The sequence below is a fragment of the Methylobacterium sp. E-066 genome, from assembly GCF_022829635.1.
Lineage (GTDB): Bacteria > Pseudomonadota > Alphaproteobacteria > Rhizobiales > Beijerinckiaceae > Methylobacterium.
Genome location: NZ_JAKSYO010000094.1, coordinates 83,482 through 101,259, shown reverse-complemented (window position 1 = coordinate 101,259; position 17,778 = coordinate 83,482). Strand labels below are relative to the sequence as shown.

Below are 17,778 nucleotides of genomic sequence, written 5' to 3'. Positions count from 1 at the left end.
GGTGCCGCGGGTCGCCGCGGGGATCGGATCCCGCGCGTACTTGGCCGACACCTGGGTCCCCGCGGCGTCCCGCGTCCCTCGTGCTGGGTCTTCTTGGGCCATGCCCCCGGCGCCTTGAGGCGGGTGGGGACGATGACGCGTTGCCGGAGACGGAGCGTGAAATCCGGCTTCCCGCCAGACCAACTGCGTCGAACAGGATCGGGCTGTATATCCGATACAAAAAAGCATTCGGCCGGGGATCGACCGGGTTTTGTCACACTTGGTTCGCGGAGGAAGACCGGGCCGCCGTTGAGGCGAGGGACGATTGTCGTTAGCGTGCCGGCAGATCGGGAGGATGCACGGCAACCGTGCACGGGATGGATATGGCAAACGCAACCCACGCGACGACTGCGCCCGGCGCCCCCCGCGAGCCCTGGTACAAGGTCCTGTACATCCAGGTCCTGATCGCCATCGTGCTCGGCGTTCTGCTCGGCTGGTACGACCCGGCCACCGGCAAGGCGATGAAGTGGCTCGGCGACGCCTTCATCGCCCTGATCAAGATGATGATCGCGCCAATCATCTTCTGCACCATCGTGCACGGCATCGCGTCGGTCGGCGACCTCAAGAAGGTCGGCCGCGTCGGCGTGAAGGCGCTGGTCTATTTCGAGGTGGTCTCCACCCTGGCGCTGCTGATCGGCGTGCTGGTCGGCGAGGTGATCCGGCCCGGCGCCGGCTTCAACGCCGACCCGTCGAAGCTCGACGCCAGCAAGGTCGCGACCTACGCCAACAAGGCGGCGGCCGATTCCACCGTCGCCCATATCCTGGGGATCATCCCGAAAAGCTTCTTCGATCCCTTCGCCACCGGCGACCTGCTGCAGGTGCTGCTGATCTCGATCCTCACCGGCGTCGTGGTGACGAGCCTCGGCGAGCGCGCCGCCGCGGTGAACAGCGCGATCGACACCGCCGGGCAGATCTTCTTCAAGATCATCGGCATCGTGGTGAAGCTCGCCCCCGTCGGCGCCTTCGGGGCGATGGCGTTCACGATCGGCGAGTACGGCATCCAGAAGGTCTACGACCTCGCCTGGCTGGTCGGCACCTTCTACGTCACCGCGATCCTGTTCGTGATCGTGGTGCTGGGGAGCATCGCCAAGGTCGCGGGCTTCTCGATCTTCCGCTTCCTCGCCTACATCAAGGACGAGTTGCTGATCGTGGTCGGCACCTCCTCGTCGGAGACGGTGCTGCCGCAGCTGATGACCAAGATGCGCCGGCTCGGCGCCTCCGATTCGGTGGTCGGCCTCGTGGTCCCGACCGGCTACTCGTTCAACCTTGACGGCACCAACATCTACATGACGCTGGCCACGCTGTTCCTGGCGCAGGCGGTGGGAGCGGACCTGACCTTCGCGCAATACGCGACGATCATCCTGGTGGCGATGCTGACCTCGAAGGGCGCTTCGGGCGTCACGGGCGCCGGCTTCATCACCCTGGCGGCCACCCTTTCGGCGATCCCCAACAGCCCGGTCCCGGTGGCCGCCATGACCCTGGTGCTCGGCATCGACAAGTTCATGTCCGAGTGCCGCGCGCTCACCAACCTCGTGGGCAACGGCGTCGCCTGCGTGGTGGTCAGCCGCTGGGAGGGCGAGCTCGACATGGTCAAGCTCAACGAGGTCATGGCGCACCCGGTCTCGATCGGCACCGACATCTCCGACCACGCGCCGCAGCCGATGGGGACCGACAGCAAGGTCACCAAGGTCGCCGCGGCGGAGTGATGGCGGCGCCCACCGGACGGGCGCGCCTCGGCATAGATCTCGGCGGCACCAAGATCGCCGGGATCGTGCTCGAATCGAACGGCGCGACCCTGGCCGAGGCCCGGATACCGGCGCCGCGGGGCAATTACGGCGCCACGCTCGAGGCCCTGGCCGCGCTCGTGGCCCGGCTGGAGGCGGAGGCTGGCGCGCCGTGCAGCGTCGGCATCGGCATGCCGGGCAGCCTGTCGCCGGCGACAGGGCGCGTGCGCAACGCCAATTCCCACTGGCTCAACGGCCATCCGTTCGGAGCCGACCTCGCGCGCCGCCTCGACCGGCCGGTGCGGATCGAGAACGACGCCAATTGCCTGGCGGTCTCGGAGGCGGTCGACGGCGCCGGTGCCGGCGCCCGGGTGGTCTGGGCGGTGATCCTCGGCACCGGGGTCGGATCGGGCATCGCCATCGACGGCCGCGTGCTCACCGGCCGCAACGCGATCGCGGGTGAGTGGGGCCACGGTCCCCTGGCCGGAGCCCAGGCGGACGAGCAGCCCGGGCCGGATTGCTATTGCGGCCGCCGGGGCTGCGTCGAGACCTGGCTGTCCGGCCCGGGGCTCGCGGCCGACCACGCCCGGCGGCACGGCGGCACCTTCACCGCCGAGGCCATCGTCGCGGCCGCACGCGCCGGCGATGCGGAGGCCCGCGACACGCTCGCGACGCATCTCGACCGGCTCGGGCGCGCCGCCGCCCAGGTGGTCAACCTGCTCGATCCGGACGTCATCGTGATCGGCGGCGGCCTGTCGCGGATCCCGGAGCTCATCGCCGGCCTGCCCGGAGCGATCGCCCCCCACGTCTTCTCCGACGCCTTCGACACGCCGGTGCGGGCGAGCCTGCACGGCGACGCCTCGGGCGTGCGCGGCGCGGCTTGGCTCTGGGACGCGGATTGAGCGCCTGACGGGCGGCACGGCCCCGATCGCGCGAGAGCTGCGGGAACTCATCCCGCGCGGGCGCGAAATCCGACCCGCACAACCGTAAGCCGATATCGGCCATCCGGCCCTTCGCTCGACGCACCGCGCATGCATTCGACGCGCGGCCGACGCCCGCGTTGCAGCTTGCCTCAAGTCAATCCCAAGCATAGATCTGGCATGCGACAGAGAATCAATCCAATTTTATGAACCCACGTCCGCAATTTTGGGCCAATTTTCTCTGAAATAAGATCGCAAATACAAAAAATTATAAGACAAATCGTCCGATATCGAGGCGGATACAGGGAAGAACATCCGAGACGGGACTCGAATCAGCCTTCGATGTCTTGGATATCCGTAATGCGTGTCCTCCTGGTTTCGTCTGCGTTCAACAGCATGACGCAGCGGTTCTTCGTCGAGCTGTCCGATGCCGGATACGAGGTCGCGGTCGAGATCTTCGGCGGCGACGAGCAGCGCCTGGAAGAGGCATTCGCCGCGTTCCGGCCGGACCTGACCATCGCCCCGTTCCTGACCCGCGCGATCCCGGAGCGGCTCTGGCGCGAATATCTGACGCTGATCGTGCATCCGGGCATCGAGGGTGACCGCGGCGCCTCCGCCCTCGACTGGGCGATCCAGGAGAAATGGGACCAGTGGGGCGTGACCCTGCTGCAGGCGGAAGCCGAGATGGATGCCGGCCCGATCTGGGCGACGCGCAATTTCCCCCTGCGCCAGGCGCCCAAGAGCAGCATCTATCGGCGCGAGGCGATCGACGCCGCCGTATCCTGCCTGTGGGAGGCCCTCGCCAATGTCCAGACGCCGGGCTTCCGGCCCCGGCCCCTCGATTACGCCGCCCCGACCGCCCTCGGTCGCCTGCGGCCGTCGATGAAGCAGGCGGATCGCCGGATCGACTGGAGCCGGTGCGAGACGACCGACGTCCTGGCCCGGATCCACGCGGCCGACGGCGTGCCGGGCGTGCTCGACGAGATCTACGGCCTGCCGGTCTATCTCCATGCCGCCTGCGCGGAGCCGGACCTGCGCGGCGCGCCGGGGCAGGTGATTGCCCAGTCCGATAGCGGCGCGATCTGCCGCGCGACGGTCGACGGCGCGGTCTGGATCGGCCGGCTGAAGCCGAAGCTGGAGGGCGGCGGCGGGATCAAGCGCAGCGCCGCGGACACCCTCGGCGATCGGATCCCGGCCGACCTGCCCGTCGCCGCTCCGGTCGGGCTCGTGCATCCCAACCCGGTCGAGGAAGTGAGGCTCGAGCGCGCCGGCGACATCGTCCATCTGCACTTCGATTTCCACAACGGCGCGATGAGCACGGTGCAGTGCCGTCGGCTCCAGGCGGCGTTCCGCCAGGCGGTGGAGACAACCGCCAAGGTCATCGTGCTGGCGGGCGGTGACGACCTGTTCTCGAACGGCATCCATCTCAATGAGATCGAGGCGAGCGCCGACTCGGCCGCGGAATCCTGGGCCAACATCGTTGCGATGGACGATCTGGTGCGCGAGATCATAACCGCGACCGACACGATCGTCGTCGCAGCTTTCGGCCGTAACGCCGGCGCGGGCGGCGCGATCCTGCCGCTGGCCGCCGATTTCGTGCTGGTCCGGGACAGCGTGGTGCTCAACCCGCATTACCGCAACATGGGCTGGCTCTACGGCTCGGAATACTGGACCTATCTGCTGCCCCGCCGGGTCGGCTGGGAGCGCGCCGTCCAGCTGACCGAAGCGTGCCTGCCGATCAGCGGCCGGCGGGCCGCCGATATCGGGCTCGCCGACGAGGCGATTTCCGGCGACGCCGAGCAATTCGCCCGGGCCGTCCAGGCCTTCGCCGCCGGGCAGGCGGAGCGGCACGCCGCGCTCACGGACCGCAAGCGCCTGCAGCGCGCCGAGGACGAGGATCGCCGGCCGCTCGATGCCTATCGCCGGCACGAGCTGACGCAGATGGACCGGAACTTCCACCAGCCGGACGCCCCGTATCATCGTGCCCGCAGCGCCTTCGTCCACAAGCGCCCCGCCTGCTGGTCGCCGGTCTCGGTGCGTATGCTGACCGCGCTGAAACGGCTCGAGACGAACGGGTCGCCGGATGTTGTTCGGGGAGCGGCATTTTAGGAGGCGGCCGAGCCACCGGGAGCCCACTCTAGCGGCCTGCTGGCGTAGGCGGCGGCACGCTGCACGGGAGCGTGTCCGGCAGGCCCCTTGCCGGGGCCGGACGGGCAGGGCAGGAGGGCCAACTCCTCGCCGCGAAGCCCCGATGATCGTCCGTACCCGGCCCAACCTGTTCACCCTGCTGTTCACGATGCAGGGCTCGATTCTGCCGCGGGTGGCCCCGAAACTCGTCGGGATCGTCGCGGTCGCCTGCCTGGTGGTCTGGGCGGAGGCGCGCTGGCCGGCCTATTTTCCGGTGACCGCCGGGGTCGCGCCGTTCACGCTGGTCGGCCTCGCCCTGTCGATCTTCCTGAGTTTTCGCAACAACGCCTGCTATGAGCGCTGGTGGGAGGCCCGCAAAGCCTGGGGCAGCTTGATCGGCGAGACGCGCAACCTCACCCGCCTGCTGCCGGCCCTGCTGCCGGCCGCCGAGGCGGTGCCGCAGCTGCGCCGCCTGTCGGCCTTTGCGCACGGCCTGCACGCGCGCCTGCGCGGCCTCGACGAGGCCATGGCGGTGCAGGGGAGGGCGCCGGGGTCGGACCTCTGCGGCCCGAACCCCACCGATTCGGTCCTGGCCGCCCTGACCCGCGACCTCGCCGGGCTGATGCGAGCCGGGCGCCTCACCGACATCCAGTTCGGCCTCCTGGAAGCGCGAATCGAGGCCTTGTCCGGGGTGCACACCGCCTGCGAGCGGATCGCCAACACGCCGCTGCCCTTCGCCTACACGCTGCTCGTCTACCGCACCGCCTGGCTCTACTGCCTGCTGCTGCCGGTGGGTCTCACGGGCTCGCTCGGCTGGGCGACACCGGTCGTGGTGGCGCTCGTCGGCTACACCTTCTTCGGTCTCGACGCCCTGGGCGACGAATTGGAAGAGCCCTTCGGAACCGAGCCGAACGACCTGCCCCTCGACGCGATGGTCCGCGCCGTCGACCGCATCGTGCATCACGCGCTCGACGAACCGATGCCGGTCCCGCTGGCGCCGGACGGGTACTGGCTGCGGTAGATTATTTGGAGCCGATCAAACGCAAATAAGACAAAAATCGATTTCCATTGCCGTAAATATTAGTTGTGTAAATTTTCAAACAAATCGCTTTATATTTTACGAGTAGCACAATGGAACTGAAGAAAGTCGGATTTTTTAGAGATCTCGCTTATGGCGACACTTTTGAGATTGCAATCAAAGACCATGTCGGCATAGGTAGATGTTCAGATAAATATAAAGTACTTCTTTATTTGGACGCCGGCGTGCCTTTTATTGTTTCTCCAGGACCATCCCGCGATATTTTGGACAAACAGAGAAAAATAATTGGGCCTCTAGCAATATTTACCGATGGAATATACGCTTGGCCGGCGGATTTATCTTACTATGTTAAAAATTATTGTGCTCCCTTGCCGGATCATTTCATTGGGCATATGCAAGCGAGCAATTGGCTGATCGACTACGTGGACGCTCACAAGCTGGAAATGGATTAATCAAAGACGAAGCGATCCTTCGTTATATGATGAGATATTCCATGCGCGGAGCACCGGCTCGCTCCGGTCGTGCTCATAGCCAAGGACGCTGACGCTTGCGGTGCCGAGCACCAGCAGCGCGCCGCCCTCCGGCGGCAGGCCGATCCAGCGGGCCGCGAGCACGCGCAGAACATGCGCGCTGGAGAACAGGATCAGGTCGGCATCCACGGCGCGGATCCGCGCGATGACCCGGTCCGCCCGGGCGGCGACAGCGGCCGCATTCTCGCCGCCGGGGCATCCGTCGCGGAACAACCGCCAACCCGGACGCTCGGCCAGGATCTCTTTCGTGGTCCGGCCCTCGTAGGCGCCGTAATCCCACTCGGCGAGGTCCGGATCGATGATGCGGTTTTCCCCGAATCCCGCCAGGTCGCAGGTGGTGACCGCCCGGCTCGACGGGCTCGACCAGACCGCCGCATAGGATCCGGCCGCCAGGCGCGGCGCGAGGGCACGGGCCGCCGCCTCGCCCACCGGCGTCAGCGGGATATCGCTGCGCCCGGTATGTTGGCCGGACAGGCTCCAGGCGGTCTCGCCGTGGCGGACCAGGGTGATCTGCGGATGTTTGGTCTCGGACATGCACGCCTCCGGCTGCCTGCCATCAACGCACCGAGGCCGATCCGGCACCGGGCACCGAGCGCCAAGACAACAAGACAATACGCGGGCGCCGCAACATCGCGCTTGCGTCACCGGCGAAACGGACATAAACATATCTTTATGTCTATCGCTGAGAGTCGAACGGCGGGATCGATCCCCTTTCCGGAAGCCCTGGGTGTCCTGCGGGCGGCGGCCGAGGAGACGCGCCTGCGTATCCTGGCGCTGCTCACGGATGGGGAACTGTCGGTCTCAGACCTCACCGACATCCTCGGTCAGTCCCAGCCGCGCATCTCGCGCCATCTGAAGCTTCTGGTCGAAGCCGGACTTGTCGAGCGCCATCGTGAGGGCGCCTGGGCGTTCTTCCGCCTGTCCGAGGCCCGCGCCGGCCTCGCAGACCCGCTCCTGTCCGGGCTCGACCGAAGCACGCCGCCGCTTTCGGAGGATCGCGCCCGCCTCGATGCGGTGCGCACCCAGAGGGCCGAGGCGGCCCAGACTTTCTTCGCCCGGCTCGCACCGAAATGGGACGAGCTGCGCTCCCTGCACGTCCCCGAAGCCACCGTCGAGGCGGCGGTGCTCGACGCCCTGGGCGAGCGCCCCCTCGGCAGCCTGATCGATCTCGGCACCGGCACGGGCAAGATGCTCGGCCTGCTCGCCCCCCGGGCCGCCCGGGCTACGGGGCTCGATTCGAGCCACGCCATGCTGTCCGTCGCCCGGGCCAATCTGGAGCGGCAGGGCCTGTCGCGGGTGGACCTGCGCCAGGGGGACATCCACGCGCCGCCTTTCGCCCGGGCGAGCTTCGACCTGGTGGTGGTGCATCAGGTGCTCCACTATCTCGACGATCCGGCCCGCGCCCTTCGGGGCGCCGCGCGCCTCGTAGCGCCCGGCGGAAGGCTTCTGGTGGTTGATTTCGCGCCGCACGATCTCGAATTCCTGCGGACGAGCCAGGCGCACCGCCGGCTCGGTTTTTCGGCCGACCAAGTCTCCCACTGGCTGGCCGAGGCCGGGCTCGCCACGGTCGCGACTTCCGACCTGGTGCCCCGGGAGGCCGGCCAGCTCACCGTCACGCTCTGGCTTGCCCAGGAGGCCGGCCATCAGCAGGCGGGCCTCAGCCGCGACGCCGAACCGCTCCAGCGGGCGGTCGCCTGACCCTGGGTCCGGCGACCTCCGCACACCCAGTCCCCCTTCATCGTCTGAACCGATCGACATAGAGGACGAGACCCGATGCGCCGCTCCACCCACCGCGCCAGCCGCGACGGCTACCACCCGATCCGCGTCTCGATCGAGTTCTTCCCGCCCAAGACCGACGAGATGGAAAAGGTCCTGTGGTCCTCGATCGAGCGGCTTGCCCCGCTCCAGCCGAAATTCGTCTCCGTGACCTACGGGGCCGGCGGCTCGACCCGGGAGCGCACCCACAACACGGTCGCCCGGATGATCCGCGAGACGACCCTCAAGCCGGCCGCGCACCTCACCTGCGTGGACGCCAGCCGCGCGGAGATCGACGCGGTGGTCCAGGCCTACTGGGATGTCGGCGTGCGCCACATCGTGGCCCTGCGCGGCGATCCGGCCGACGGCGTCGGCCACGCCTACAAGCCGCATCCCGAGGGCTATGCCACGACCGCCGAGCTGGTCGAGGGGATCAAGCGCATCGGCGACTTCAAGGTCTCGGTCTCGGCCTATCCCGAGAAGCACCCGGAGGCCGCCTCCCTCGATGCCGACATCGACGCCCTGAAGGCCAAGGTCGATGCCGGCGCCGACCAGGCGATCACCCAGTTCTTCTTCGAGAACGAGGTCTACCTGCGCTACCTCGAGAAGGTCCGGGCGGCCGGGATCACGATCCCGATCATTCCGGGCATCCTGACGGTCCAGAACTTCAAGCAGTCGGCCAACTTCGCCCGCCGCACCGGTGCCTCGGTGCCGTACTGGCTGGCCGCCCGGTTCGAGGGTCTGGACAACGACGTGGAGACCCGCCGCCTCGTCGCCGCCGCCGTGGCGGCCGAGCAGGTGCTCGACCTGGTGGACGAGGGCGTCCAGGACTTCCACTTCTACTCGATGAACCGCTCGGACCTCGTCTACGCGATCTGCCACCTGCTGGGCCTGCGCGCGCAGGCGCCGAAGCTGGCGGCGGAAAAGGCGGCGGCCTAAATTCAGCTGCGCCCGCACGGCGCAGCAGGGGGCAGGACGATGGCCGAACCGCAGGATCTAATTCTTCCGCTTCTTCGGGAGATGCGGACCGAGATGCAGACGGGCTTCTCCGATGTTTGCCGGCAGTTCGATGCGGTTGATGCGCGCTTCGACAGGTTGGAGCGCCAGTGCGACGATCTCCGGAAAGCCATGACGGGCGAATCGGTGCTCGGTCGCTACGCGGCCGCGGGGGTCGGGAAGCGTCTCTCCGCGATTGAGGGGCGGCTCGCCGCCCTGGAAAAAGCGGGCTGACCCGGACGATCTCCGGGCCGGTCCAAAACCGAGAATCCCACCCTCCACCTCATCCTGAGGTGCCGCGAAAGCGGCCTCGAAGGAGGGCTCCAGGGCTCGCCTCGACATCTGGAGGGCTCCTTCGAGGCCTCCGCTTCGCTCCGTCACCTCAGGATGAGGTGATCTGACAGGACGCACGATGACCGATTTTGCCCCCGTCGACGGCACTGAGATCGCCACCGCCCTGCGCAGGCGCGCGGCGGAAAAGATCCTCGTCCTCGACGGGGCGATGGGCACGGTGATCCAGCGGCTCGGGCTGACCGAGGCGGATTTCCGGGGCGACCGCTTCAAGGATCATCCGAACGACCAGAAGGGCAACAACGACCTCCTGATCCTGACCCAGCCGGACGCGATCCGGCAGATCCACCTGGATTATTTTTTGGCCGGTGCCGACGTCTGCGAGACCAACACGTTCTCCGGCACCACCATTGCGCAAGGAGATTACGGCCTCGAATCGATCATCCACGACCTGAACCGGGAGGGCGCGCGGCTCGCCCGCGAGGCGGCGCAACTCGCCGAGAAACAGGATGGCCGCCGCCGCTTCGTGGCCGGCGCCATCGGCCCGACGAACCGCACGCTCTCGATCTCGCCGGACGTGAACAATCCCGGCTACCGCGCCGTCACTTTCGATCAGGTCAAGACTGCCTACATGGAGCAGGTCCGCGGCCTGATCGCCGGCGGGGCCGAGCTGATCCTGATCGAGACGATCTTCGACACGCTCAACGCCAAGGCGGCGGTGGCCGCCTGCTGGGCGGTGTTCGAGGAGACCGGCATCCGCCTGCCGATCCAGATCTCCGGCACGATCACCGACCTGTCGGGCCGGACCCTGTCGGGCCAGACCCCGGCGGCGTTCTGGAATGCGCTGCGCCATTCCGACCCGCTGACCTTCGGCCTCAACTGCGCGCTCGGCGCCCGCGAAATGCGCGGCCACATCGCCGAGCTGTCGCGGATCTGCGATACCCTGGTCTGCGCCTATCCGAATGCCGGCCTGCCCAACGAGTTCGGACTCTACGACGAGAGCCCGGAGGCCATGGGCAAGCTCGTCGGCGAATTCGCCGAATCTGGCTTGGTCAACATGGTCGGCGGCTGCTGCGGCACCACCCCGGACCATATCCGTGCGATCGCTGAGTCGGTCGCCGGCAAGACGCCCCGGCAGATCCCGGAGATCCCGCGCCTGATGCGGCTCTCGGGCCTGGAGCCCTTCGTGCTCACCAAGGAAATCCCGTTCGTGAACGTCGGTGAGCGCACCAACGTCACCGGGTCGGCCAAGTTCAGGAAGCTCATCACCAACGGCGACTACGCCGCCGCCCTGGACGTCGCCCGCGATCAGGTCGCCGCCGGCGCCCAGGTGATCGACATCAACATGGACGAGGGTCTGCTCGATTCGCAGAAGGCGATGGTCGAGTTCCTCAACCTGGTCGCCGCCGAGCCCGACATCGCCCGGGTGCCGGTGATGGTCGATTCCTCGAAGTTCGAGGTGATCGAGGCTGGCCTGAAGTGCATTCAGGGCAAGGCGATCGTGAACTCGATCTCCATGAAGGAGGGCGAGGAGAAGTTCATCGAGGCGGCCCGCGTCTGCCGCTCCTACGGCGCCGCCGTGGTGGTAATGGCCTTCGACGAGCAGGGCCAGGCGGATACCTACGAGCGCAAGGTCGAGATCTGCACCAAGGCCTACCGGATCCTGACGGAGCAGGTCGGCTACCCGCCGGAAGACATCATCTTCGATCCGAACATCTTCGCGGTCGCCACCGGCATCGAGGAGCATAACGGCTACGGCGTCGCCTTCATCGAAGCGACCCGGACGATCCGCGAGACCCTGCCGCACGCCCACATCTCGGGCGGCGTCTCGAACCTCAGCTTCGCGTTCCGCGGCAACGAGCCGGTGCGCGAGGCGATGCACGCGGTGTTCCTGTATCACTGCATCCAGGCCGGGATGGATATGGGCATCGTCAATGCCGGCCAGCTCGCCGTCTACGACGAGATCCCGGCGGAGCTGCGCGCGCTCTGCGAGGACGTGGTCCTCAACCGCCGCGACGATTCCACCGAGCGGCTGCTGGAATCGGCCGAGCGCTTCAAGACCGGCGCCTCGGCCCAGGCCAAGACCGCCGACCTGACCTGGCGCGAGGCCCCGGTCGCCAAGCGCATCGAGCATGCCCTGGTCAACGGCATCACCGAGTATATCATCGCCGACACCGAGGAGGCACGGCAGGGCGTCGAGCGGCCGCTCCACGTCATCGAGGGCCCGCTGATGGCCGGCATGAACGTGGTCGGCGACCTGTTCGGCGCCGGCAAGATGTTCCTGCCCCAGGTGGTGAAGTCCGCCCGGGTGATGAAGCAGGCAGTCGCCTATCTCGAGCCGTACATGGAGGAGGAGAAGCGCGCCAATGGCGGCGACGGCAAGCGCCAGGCCGCCGGCAAGGTGCTGATGGCCACCGTGAAGGGCGACGTCCACGACATCGGCAAGAACATCGTCGGCGTCGTGTTGGCCTGCAACAACTACGAGATCATCGATCTCGGCGTCATGGTCCCGGCCGCGAAGATCCTCGACGTGGCGCGCAAGGAGAACGTCGACATCGTCGGCCTGTCCGGCCTGATTACCCCGTCCCTCGACGAGATGGTCCATGTCGCGGGCGAGATGGAGCGCGAAGGCTTCTCCGTGCCGCTGCTGATCGGCGGCGCCACCACCAGCCGCGTGCACACGGCGGTGAAGATCCACCCGGCCTACGCCAAGGGCCAAGCGGTCTACGTGACGGACGCCAGCCGCGCGGTCGGCGTGGTGTCGAGCCTGCTGTCCAAGGACACCCGCGACACGACCATCGCGACCGTGCGCGCCGAGTATGCCAAGGTCTCGGCCGCCCATGCCAGGTCGGAGCTCGACAAGCAGCGGCTGCCCCTCACCAAGGCCCGGGCCAACGCCTTCAAGATCGACTGGTCGGGCTACGCGCCGAAGAAGCCGGCCTTCACGGATGCCCGGGTGTTCGGCTCCTACGAGGTCGCCGACCTCGTGCCGTATATCGACTGGACGCCGTTCCTGCAGACCTACGAGTTCAAGGGCCGCTTCCCGGCGATCCTCGACGACCCGGACCAGGGTCCCGCCGCCCGCGCCCTCTACGAGGACGCGCAGGAGATGCTCAAGCAGATCGTGGCGGAGCGCTGGTTCAACCCGAAGGGCGTGATCGGCTTCTGGCCGGCCAACAGCGTCGACGACGACATCGTGCTCTACACCGGCGAGAGCCGCAGCGACCGGCTGGCGACCTTCCACGGCCTGCGCCAGCAGCTCTCGAAGCGCGACGGCCGGCCCAACACCTGCCTGTCGGACTTCGTGGCCCCGAAGGAGACCGGCATCGCCGATTACGTCGGTGGCTTCGTGGTCACGGCCGGCCTGGAGGAGGTGCGGATCGCCGAGCGGTTCGAGCGGGCGAACGACGATTACCGGGCGATCCTGGTGAAGGCGCTCGCCGACCGGATCGCCGAGGCCTTCGCCGAGCGCATGCACGAGCGCGTCCGCCGGGAGTTCTGGGGCTACGCGCCGGACGAGACTTACTCGCCCGCCGCACTGGCAAGCGAGCCCTATGACGGCATCCGCCCGGCCCCGGGCTACCCGTCCCAGCCCGATCACACCGAGAAGACGCAGCTGTTCGACCTCCTGAAGGCCGAACGGCGGATCGGGGTGAAGCTCACCGAGTCCTACGCCATGTGGCCGGGCTCCTCAGTCTCGGGCCTCTACCTGGCGCACCCGCAGGCGCATTATTTCGGCGTCGCCAAGGTCGAGCGCGACCAGGTCGAGGACTATGCCCTGCGCAAAGGCATGGATGTCCGCGAGGTCGAGCGCTGGCTCGGGCCGATCCTGAACTACGACCCGACGCGGTACCTGGCCGAAGCCGCGGAGTAGGGGGCTCGGCAGGCATCAGTTGCGAGGGACGCCTTACGGCGCCTGAACACCCGCGTCGTCATTCCGGGGTTCGCCGCAGGCGAGAGCCCGGAATCCAGAACCACAGGCGAGCCCGAACGATGCGAGGCGGGTTGCTCAAAGCCGGCAAGCTCGGCGGTTCTGGATTACGGGCTCCGCTGCGCGGCCCCGGAATGACGACGCGTTTCGGCTCTTTCGGAGGAACTCCGAGCGACCCGGATCAGCAGGTCCCGGCGCCGCGGGTGTTGACGTAGAGCGCGTAGACCGAATGCGAGGCGGTCATCAGCAGCAGGTTGCGGTTGAGGCCGCCGAAGCAGAGGTTGGCGCAGCGTTCGGGTAGGCGGATCCGGCCGATCGGCTTGGCTTGCGGCGACAGGATGAGCACGCCGTCCTCGGCCTCGCTCATGCCCCAGCCGCACCAGAGGTTGCCGTCGACATCGACCCGGAACCCATCCGGCGTGCCGGTGCCGGCGTCGTAGAACACCCGGCCGTTGGCGGTCTTGGTGCCGTTCTCGACCACGTCGTAGACGCGGATCAGGCGGTTCGGCTTGGCGCGCGCCTCGATGACGTAGAGCTTGGACTCGTCCGGCGAGAAGGCCAGCCCGTTCGGGCCCGCGATCCCCGCCACCGCGACGCTCGCCTGCCCAGTCGCCGGGTCGACCCGGTAGACGTTGCCCGGAAGCTCCGGCGGCGCCATCGCTTCGTGCGGGTTCGGCCCGAAGACCGGGTCGGTGAACCAGACGGCCCCGTCGGAATGGCAGACCACGTCGTTGGGCGAATTCAGCGGCTTGCCGTCGAACCGGTCGAGCAGCGTGGTGATCGCGCCGTCATGCTCTGTCCGGGTGACGCTCCGGGTCTTGTGCTGGCAGGTGACCAGGCGTCCCTGCCGGTCCCGGGTGTTGCCGTTGGAATAGGCGGACGGCTTGCGGAACACCGTGAGCGCGCCGGAGGCCTCGTCCCAGCGCATGATCCGGTCGTTGACCACGTCGCTGAACAGCAGCGCGCCCATGTCGCCGAACCAGACCGGCCCCTCGGCCCAGCGCAGGCCGGTGGCGACGCGTTCCACCGTGGCGGAGGCGAGGCGGTACTTGGCGAAGGCCGGGTCGAGCACTTCCACGGCCGGGTCGGGCACGCGCTGCGACGGCTCCCAGCCGGCCCCGGCCGCCCGCGCGGCCCCGAGCAGGGCCGCGCCCGCGAGCAGGCCCCTGCGTGCGATCATCGCCATGTATCCTCCCGGTTCTTATCAGCCGCCGGCCATCGCCGACGGGCCGCTCTTTCGACGGGCTTCCTTGCGCCGGGCTGGGATCGCGTCCGGCGGGAGGCGCGTGGATCAGTGGATCTCGGGTTCGGGGATGCCGCCGGCGCCCTCCAGGAAATCGAAGTCGCAGCCCTCGTGCGCTTGCTTCACGTGCTGGGCGAACAGCCGGTTGTAGCCTCGTGGATAGGCCCGGTCCGGCGGCACGAATGCCGCGACGCGTGCGGCGATCTCGGCGTCGTCCAGGTGCAGGTGGATGCGCCGCTCGGACACGTCGACCGTGATCAGGTCGCCGTTGCGCACGGCCGCCAGCGGCCCGCCGGCCGCCGATTCCGGCGAGACGTGCAGGATGCAAGCGCCGTAGCTGGTGCCGCTCATACGGGCGTCCGAGATCCGCAGCATGTCGCGCACGCCCTGCCGGAGCAGGACCTTCGGGATCGGCAGCATGCCCCATTCTGGCATGCCCGGGCCGCCGATCGGGCCGGCATTGCGCAGGACCATGATGTGGTCCGGGGTGACGTCGAGGTCGAGGTCGTTCACCGCGGCGGTCATGGCGTCGTAATTGTCGAACACCAGGGCCGGGCCGGTATGCTTGAGGAAGCGTGGGTCCGCGGCCGGCGGCTTGATCACGCAGCCATGCGGCGCGAGGTTGCCGTACAGGATCGCGGTACCGCCGAGGGAGACGATCGGCTTGTCCAGCGGGCGGATCACGTCGTCGTTGTAGACACTCATGCCGGCCAGCCCGTCGCCGATCGTGCCGCCGGTGACCGAGCGGGCGTCGAGGTGGAGGAGGGGGGACAGCCGCACCATCAGCGCCCGGATGCCGCCGGCGATGTGGAAATCCTCCATCAGCCACTGGCCCGAGGGCCGCAGGTTGGCGATCACCGGCACCTTCTGGGCGAATTCGTCGAACTCGGAGAGCTTGACCGGGATCCCGGCCCGGCCCGCCATCGCCACCAGATGGATCATCGCGTTGGTGGAGCCGGCCAGCGCGTTGTGGACCACGAGGGCGTTCTCCACCGAGCGCCGGTCGAGGATGTCGGACGGCTTCAGATCCTCCCAGATCATCTCGACGATGCGCCGGCCGCAGGCGCTGGCCATGCGGGGATGGTCGGCATCGGCCGCCGGGATCGAGGCCGCGCCCGGCAAAGACAGGCCGAGCGCCTCGGCGATCGACGTCATGGTCGAGGCGGTGCCCATGGTCATGCAGGTGCCGAAGGTGCGGGCGATCCCCGCCTCCATGTCGTTCCACTGCTGCGTGGTGATGGTGCCGGCCTCCTTCTCGGCCCAGTATTTCCACACGTCGGAGCCCGAGCCGAGGATCTTGCCGGCGGAATGCCCGCGCATCATCGGCCCGGCCGGCAGGAAGATCATCGGCAGGTTCATCGAGATGCCGCCCATCACCGTGCCCGGCGTGGTCTTGTCGCAACCGCCCATCAGCACCGCTCCGTCGACCGGGTGCTGGCGCAGCAGCTCCTCCACCTCCATGGCCAGGAGGTTGCGGTAGAGCATCGTCGTCGGCTTGACGAAGTTTTCGGACAACGAGAGCGCCGGGAGCTCGATCGGGAAGCCGCCCGCCTGCCAGACGCCGCGCTTCACCTGCTCGACCCGCTCGCGGAAGTGGAGGTGGCAGGGGTTGATGTCGCTCCAGGTGTTGATGATGCCGACGATCGGCTTGCCGGTGAAGTCGGCGCGCTCGTAGCCCATCTGGAGCATGCGCGAGCGGTGGCCGAAGCTGCGCAGGTCGGTGGTGCCGAACCAGCGCTGGCTGCGCAGATCGCCGATGTCTTTCTTGCGTGCGGTCATCAGACGGTCTCCGGTCTCGCGCGTTCGGTCGCGGCAGCCGCCGGCAGGTCCGACGCGAAGCCCGGATCCGCCGCCACGGCCGGCCGGACCGCCAGGAAGGTAATCGTCGCCGAGGCGAGCGCACAGGCTGCCAGGAAGTACAGGCCGGCCTCATAGGTGCCGGTGGCGTCCTTCAGCCAGCCCAGGACGTAGGGGCCGACGAAGCCGCCGAGATTGCCGACGGCGTTGATCAGCGCGATGCCTCCGGCCGCGGCCGGTCCCGACAGGAACTCCCCCGGCATCGCCCAGAAGGCGGGCTTGGTGCCGTAGAGGCCGATCGCGGCCACCGACATCGCCGTGAGCGCCCAGAGGCTGCCCAGCATCGGTCCGGCGGCGATGAGGCCCAGCATGGCGATCAGGCCGGCGACCACGAAGTGCCAGCGCCGCTCGTCGCGCCGGTCCGACGACCAGCTCCAGGCGATCATGCCCACCGTGCCAATGACGTAGGGGACCGCCGTGGCGAGGCCGGTCTCCCAGTCGGTGAGCCTCAGGCTCTTGAGGATCGGCGGCAGGAAGAAGGTGATGCCGTAGGTCGCCGTGCCGATGCAGAAATAGATCGATGCGAGGGCGAGCACGCGGCGATCGGTCAGGGCCTGCTTGAGCGTGAAATGCCCGTGCGTCTGGACCGTGCTCCGCCGCTCGGCTTCCAGCGTATCTTCCAGCCAGGCTCGCTCTTCGGGCGTGAGCCAGGCCGCTTTGGCGGGCCGGTCGGTCATCAGCGCGAGCACGACGAAGGCCAGCAGGATCGAGGGCACCGCCTCCAGGATGAACAGCCATTGCCAGCCGTGCAGGCCGAGCACGCCGTCGAGCTGGAGCAGCGCCCCCGAGATCACCGCCGTGAGGGCGTTCGAGCCCGGCACCGCCAGGAACAGGGCCGCCACCACCCGGGCGCGGTAGCGCCTCGGGAACCAGTAGGTGAAGTACAGGATCATGCCCGGGAAGAAGCCGGCTTCGGCCACCCCGAGCAGGAAGCGCATCGCCAAAAAACTCACCGGGCCGGTGATGAAGGCCATGCCGCCCGCGACCAGGCCCCAGGTGACCATGATCCGGGCGATCCAGAGCCGCGCGCCGTTGCGCTCCAGGAGGACGTTGCTCGGGATCTCGAAGATGACGTAGCCGAGGAAGAAGATCCCCGCCCCCCAGCCGTAGAGGGTCGCCGAGAAGCCGAACTCCCGGTTCAGGCCGAACGAGGCGAAGCCCACATTCGTGCGGTCCATGTAGGCGATGAAGTAGATCAGCACGATGAGCGGCAGGAGCCGCCACGAGATCTTGGCGACCGTGCGCCGCTCGATCTCCGGCAGCGCGACCACAGGTATGCCCCCCGACATAGCCCTCTCCCAATCTCGACGTCGGTCTTGCCGGCTT

General features: G+C 68.0%; 13 protein-coding genes. 9 read left to right on the top strand and 4 right to left on the bottom strand.

Annotated features, from left to right (window positions below):
• The first annotated feature begins 362 nt into the window (after positions 1-362).
• The 5 genes from MKL20_RS12745 to MKL20_RS12725 all read left to right on the top strand — a co-directional run bounded on the left by MKL20_RS12745 (position 363) and on the right by MKL20_RS12725 (position 6,301).
• Positions 363-1,745, top strand: coding sequence for a dicarboxylate/amino acid:cation symporter (locus MKL20_RS12745; protein ID WP_244036957.1), 1,383 nt, complete (start codon positions 363-365; stop codon positions 1,743-1,745).
• Positions 1,745-2,665, top strand: a complete 921-nt coding sequence (locus MKL20_RS12740; protein ID WP_244036956.1) for an ROK family protein — start codon at positions 1,745-1,747, stop codon at positions 2,663-2,665. Before MKL20_RS12745 ends, MKL20_RS12740 begins: the two co-directional genes overlap by 1 nt.
• 378 nt (positions 2,666-3,043) lie before the next feature.
• Positions 3,044-4,792, top strand: a complete 1,749-nt coding sequence (locus MKL20_RS12735) for an enoyl-CoA hydratase-related protein (protein ID WP_244036955.1) — start codon at positions 3,044-3,046, stop codon at positions 4,790-4,792.
• A 142-nt stretch (positions 4,793-4,934) separates the two neighbouring features.
• Entirely contained in the window at positions 4,935-5,831 is an 897-nt protein-coding gene (locus MKL20_RS12730) for a bestrophin family protein (protein ID WP_244036954.1), read from the top strand.
• 110 nt (positions 5,832-5,941) lie between these two features.
• The gene (locus MKL20_RS12725) at positions 5,942-6,301 is read left to right on the top strand and encodes a hypothetical protein (protein WP_244036953.1); all 360 of its coding nucleotides are present in this window, start codon (positions 5,942-5,944) and stop codon (positions 6,299-6,301) included.
• On the opposite strand, the gene MKL20_RS12720 is transcribed toward MKL20_RS12725, so the two are convergent.
• On the bottom strand, positions 6,302-6,913 hold the full coding sequence (locus tag MKL20_RS12720; RefSeq protein ID WP_244036952.1) for a histidine phosphatase family protein: 612 nt from the start codon (positions 6,911-6,913) through the stop codon (positions 6,302-6,304).
• A 138-nt stretch (positions 6,914-7,051) separates the two neighbouring features.
• Here MKL20_RS12720 and MKL20_RS12715 point away from each other — a divergent pair, with 138 nt between their 5' ends.
• The 4 genes from MKL20_RS12715 (at position 7,052) to metH (ending at position 13,295) form a co-directional block, all read left to right on the top strand.
• Entirely contained in the window at positions 7,052-8,077 is a 1,026-nt protein-coding gene (locus MKL20_RS12715; protein WP_244036951.1) for an ArsR/SmtB family transcription factor, read from the top strand.
• Positions 8,078-8,152: 75 nt separating this feature from the next.
• Positions 8,153-9,073 (top strand): methylenetetrahydrofolate reductase [NAD(P)H], encoded by a 921-nt coding sequence (gene metF, locus MKL20_RS12710; protein WP_244024995.1) that lies wholly within the window; start codon positions 8,153-8,155, stop codon positions 9,071-9,073.
• 39 nt (positions 9,074-9,112) lie between these two features.
• Positions 9,113-9,364: a hypothetical protein gene (locus MKL20_RS12705; RefSeq protein ID WP_244036950.1), complete on the top strand. Its 252-nt coding sequence runs from the start codon at positions 9,113-9,115 to the stop codon at positions 9,362-9,364.
• Between the two features lie 178 nt (positions 9,365-9,542).
• Positions 9,543-13,295: a methionine synthase gene (metH, locus tag MKL20_RS12700; protein ID WP_244036949.1), complete on the top strand. Its 3,753-nt coding sequence runs from the start codon at positions 9,543-9,545 to the stop codon at positions 13,293-13,295.
• 238 nt (positions 13,296-13,533) lie between these two features.
• Here metH and MKL20_RS12695 read toward each other — a convergent pair whose 3' ends face one another.
• From MKL20_RS12695 to MKL20_RS12685, 3 genes are all read right to left on the bottom strand, one after another.
• Positions 13,534-14,538: an SMP-30/gluconolactonase/LRE family protein gene (locus MKL20_RS12695; protein WP_244036948.1), complete on the bottom strand. Its 1,005-nt coding sequence runs from the start codon at positions 14,536-14,538 to the stop codon at positions 13,534-13,536.
• A 105-nt stretch (positions 14,539-14,643) separates the two neighbouring features.
• The gene (gene araD, locus MKL20_RS12690; protein WP_244036947.1) at positions 14,644-16,374 is read right to left on the bottom strand and encodes an L-arabinonate dehydratase; all 1,731 of its coding nucleotides are present in this window, start codon (positions 16,372-16,374) and stop codon (positions 14,644-14,646) included.
• Positions 16,374-17,741, bottom strand: coding sequence for an MFS transporter (locus MKL20_RS12685; protein ID WP_244036946.1), 1,368 nt, complete (start codon positions 17,739-17,741; stop codon positions 16,374-16,376). The genes araD and MKL20_RS12685 overlap by 1 nt, the downstream gene beginning before the upstream one ends.
• Positions 17,742-17,778 lie beyond the last annotated feature (37 nt).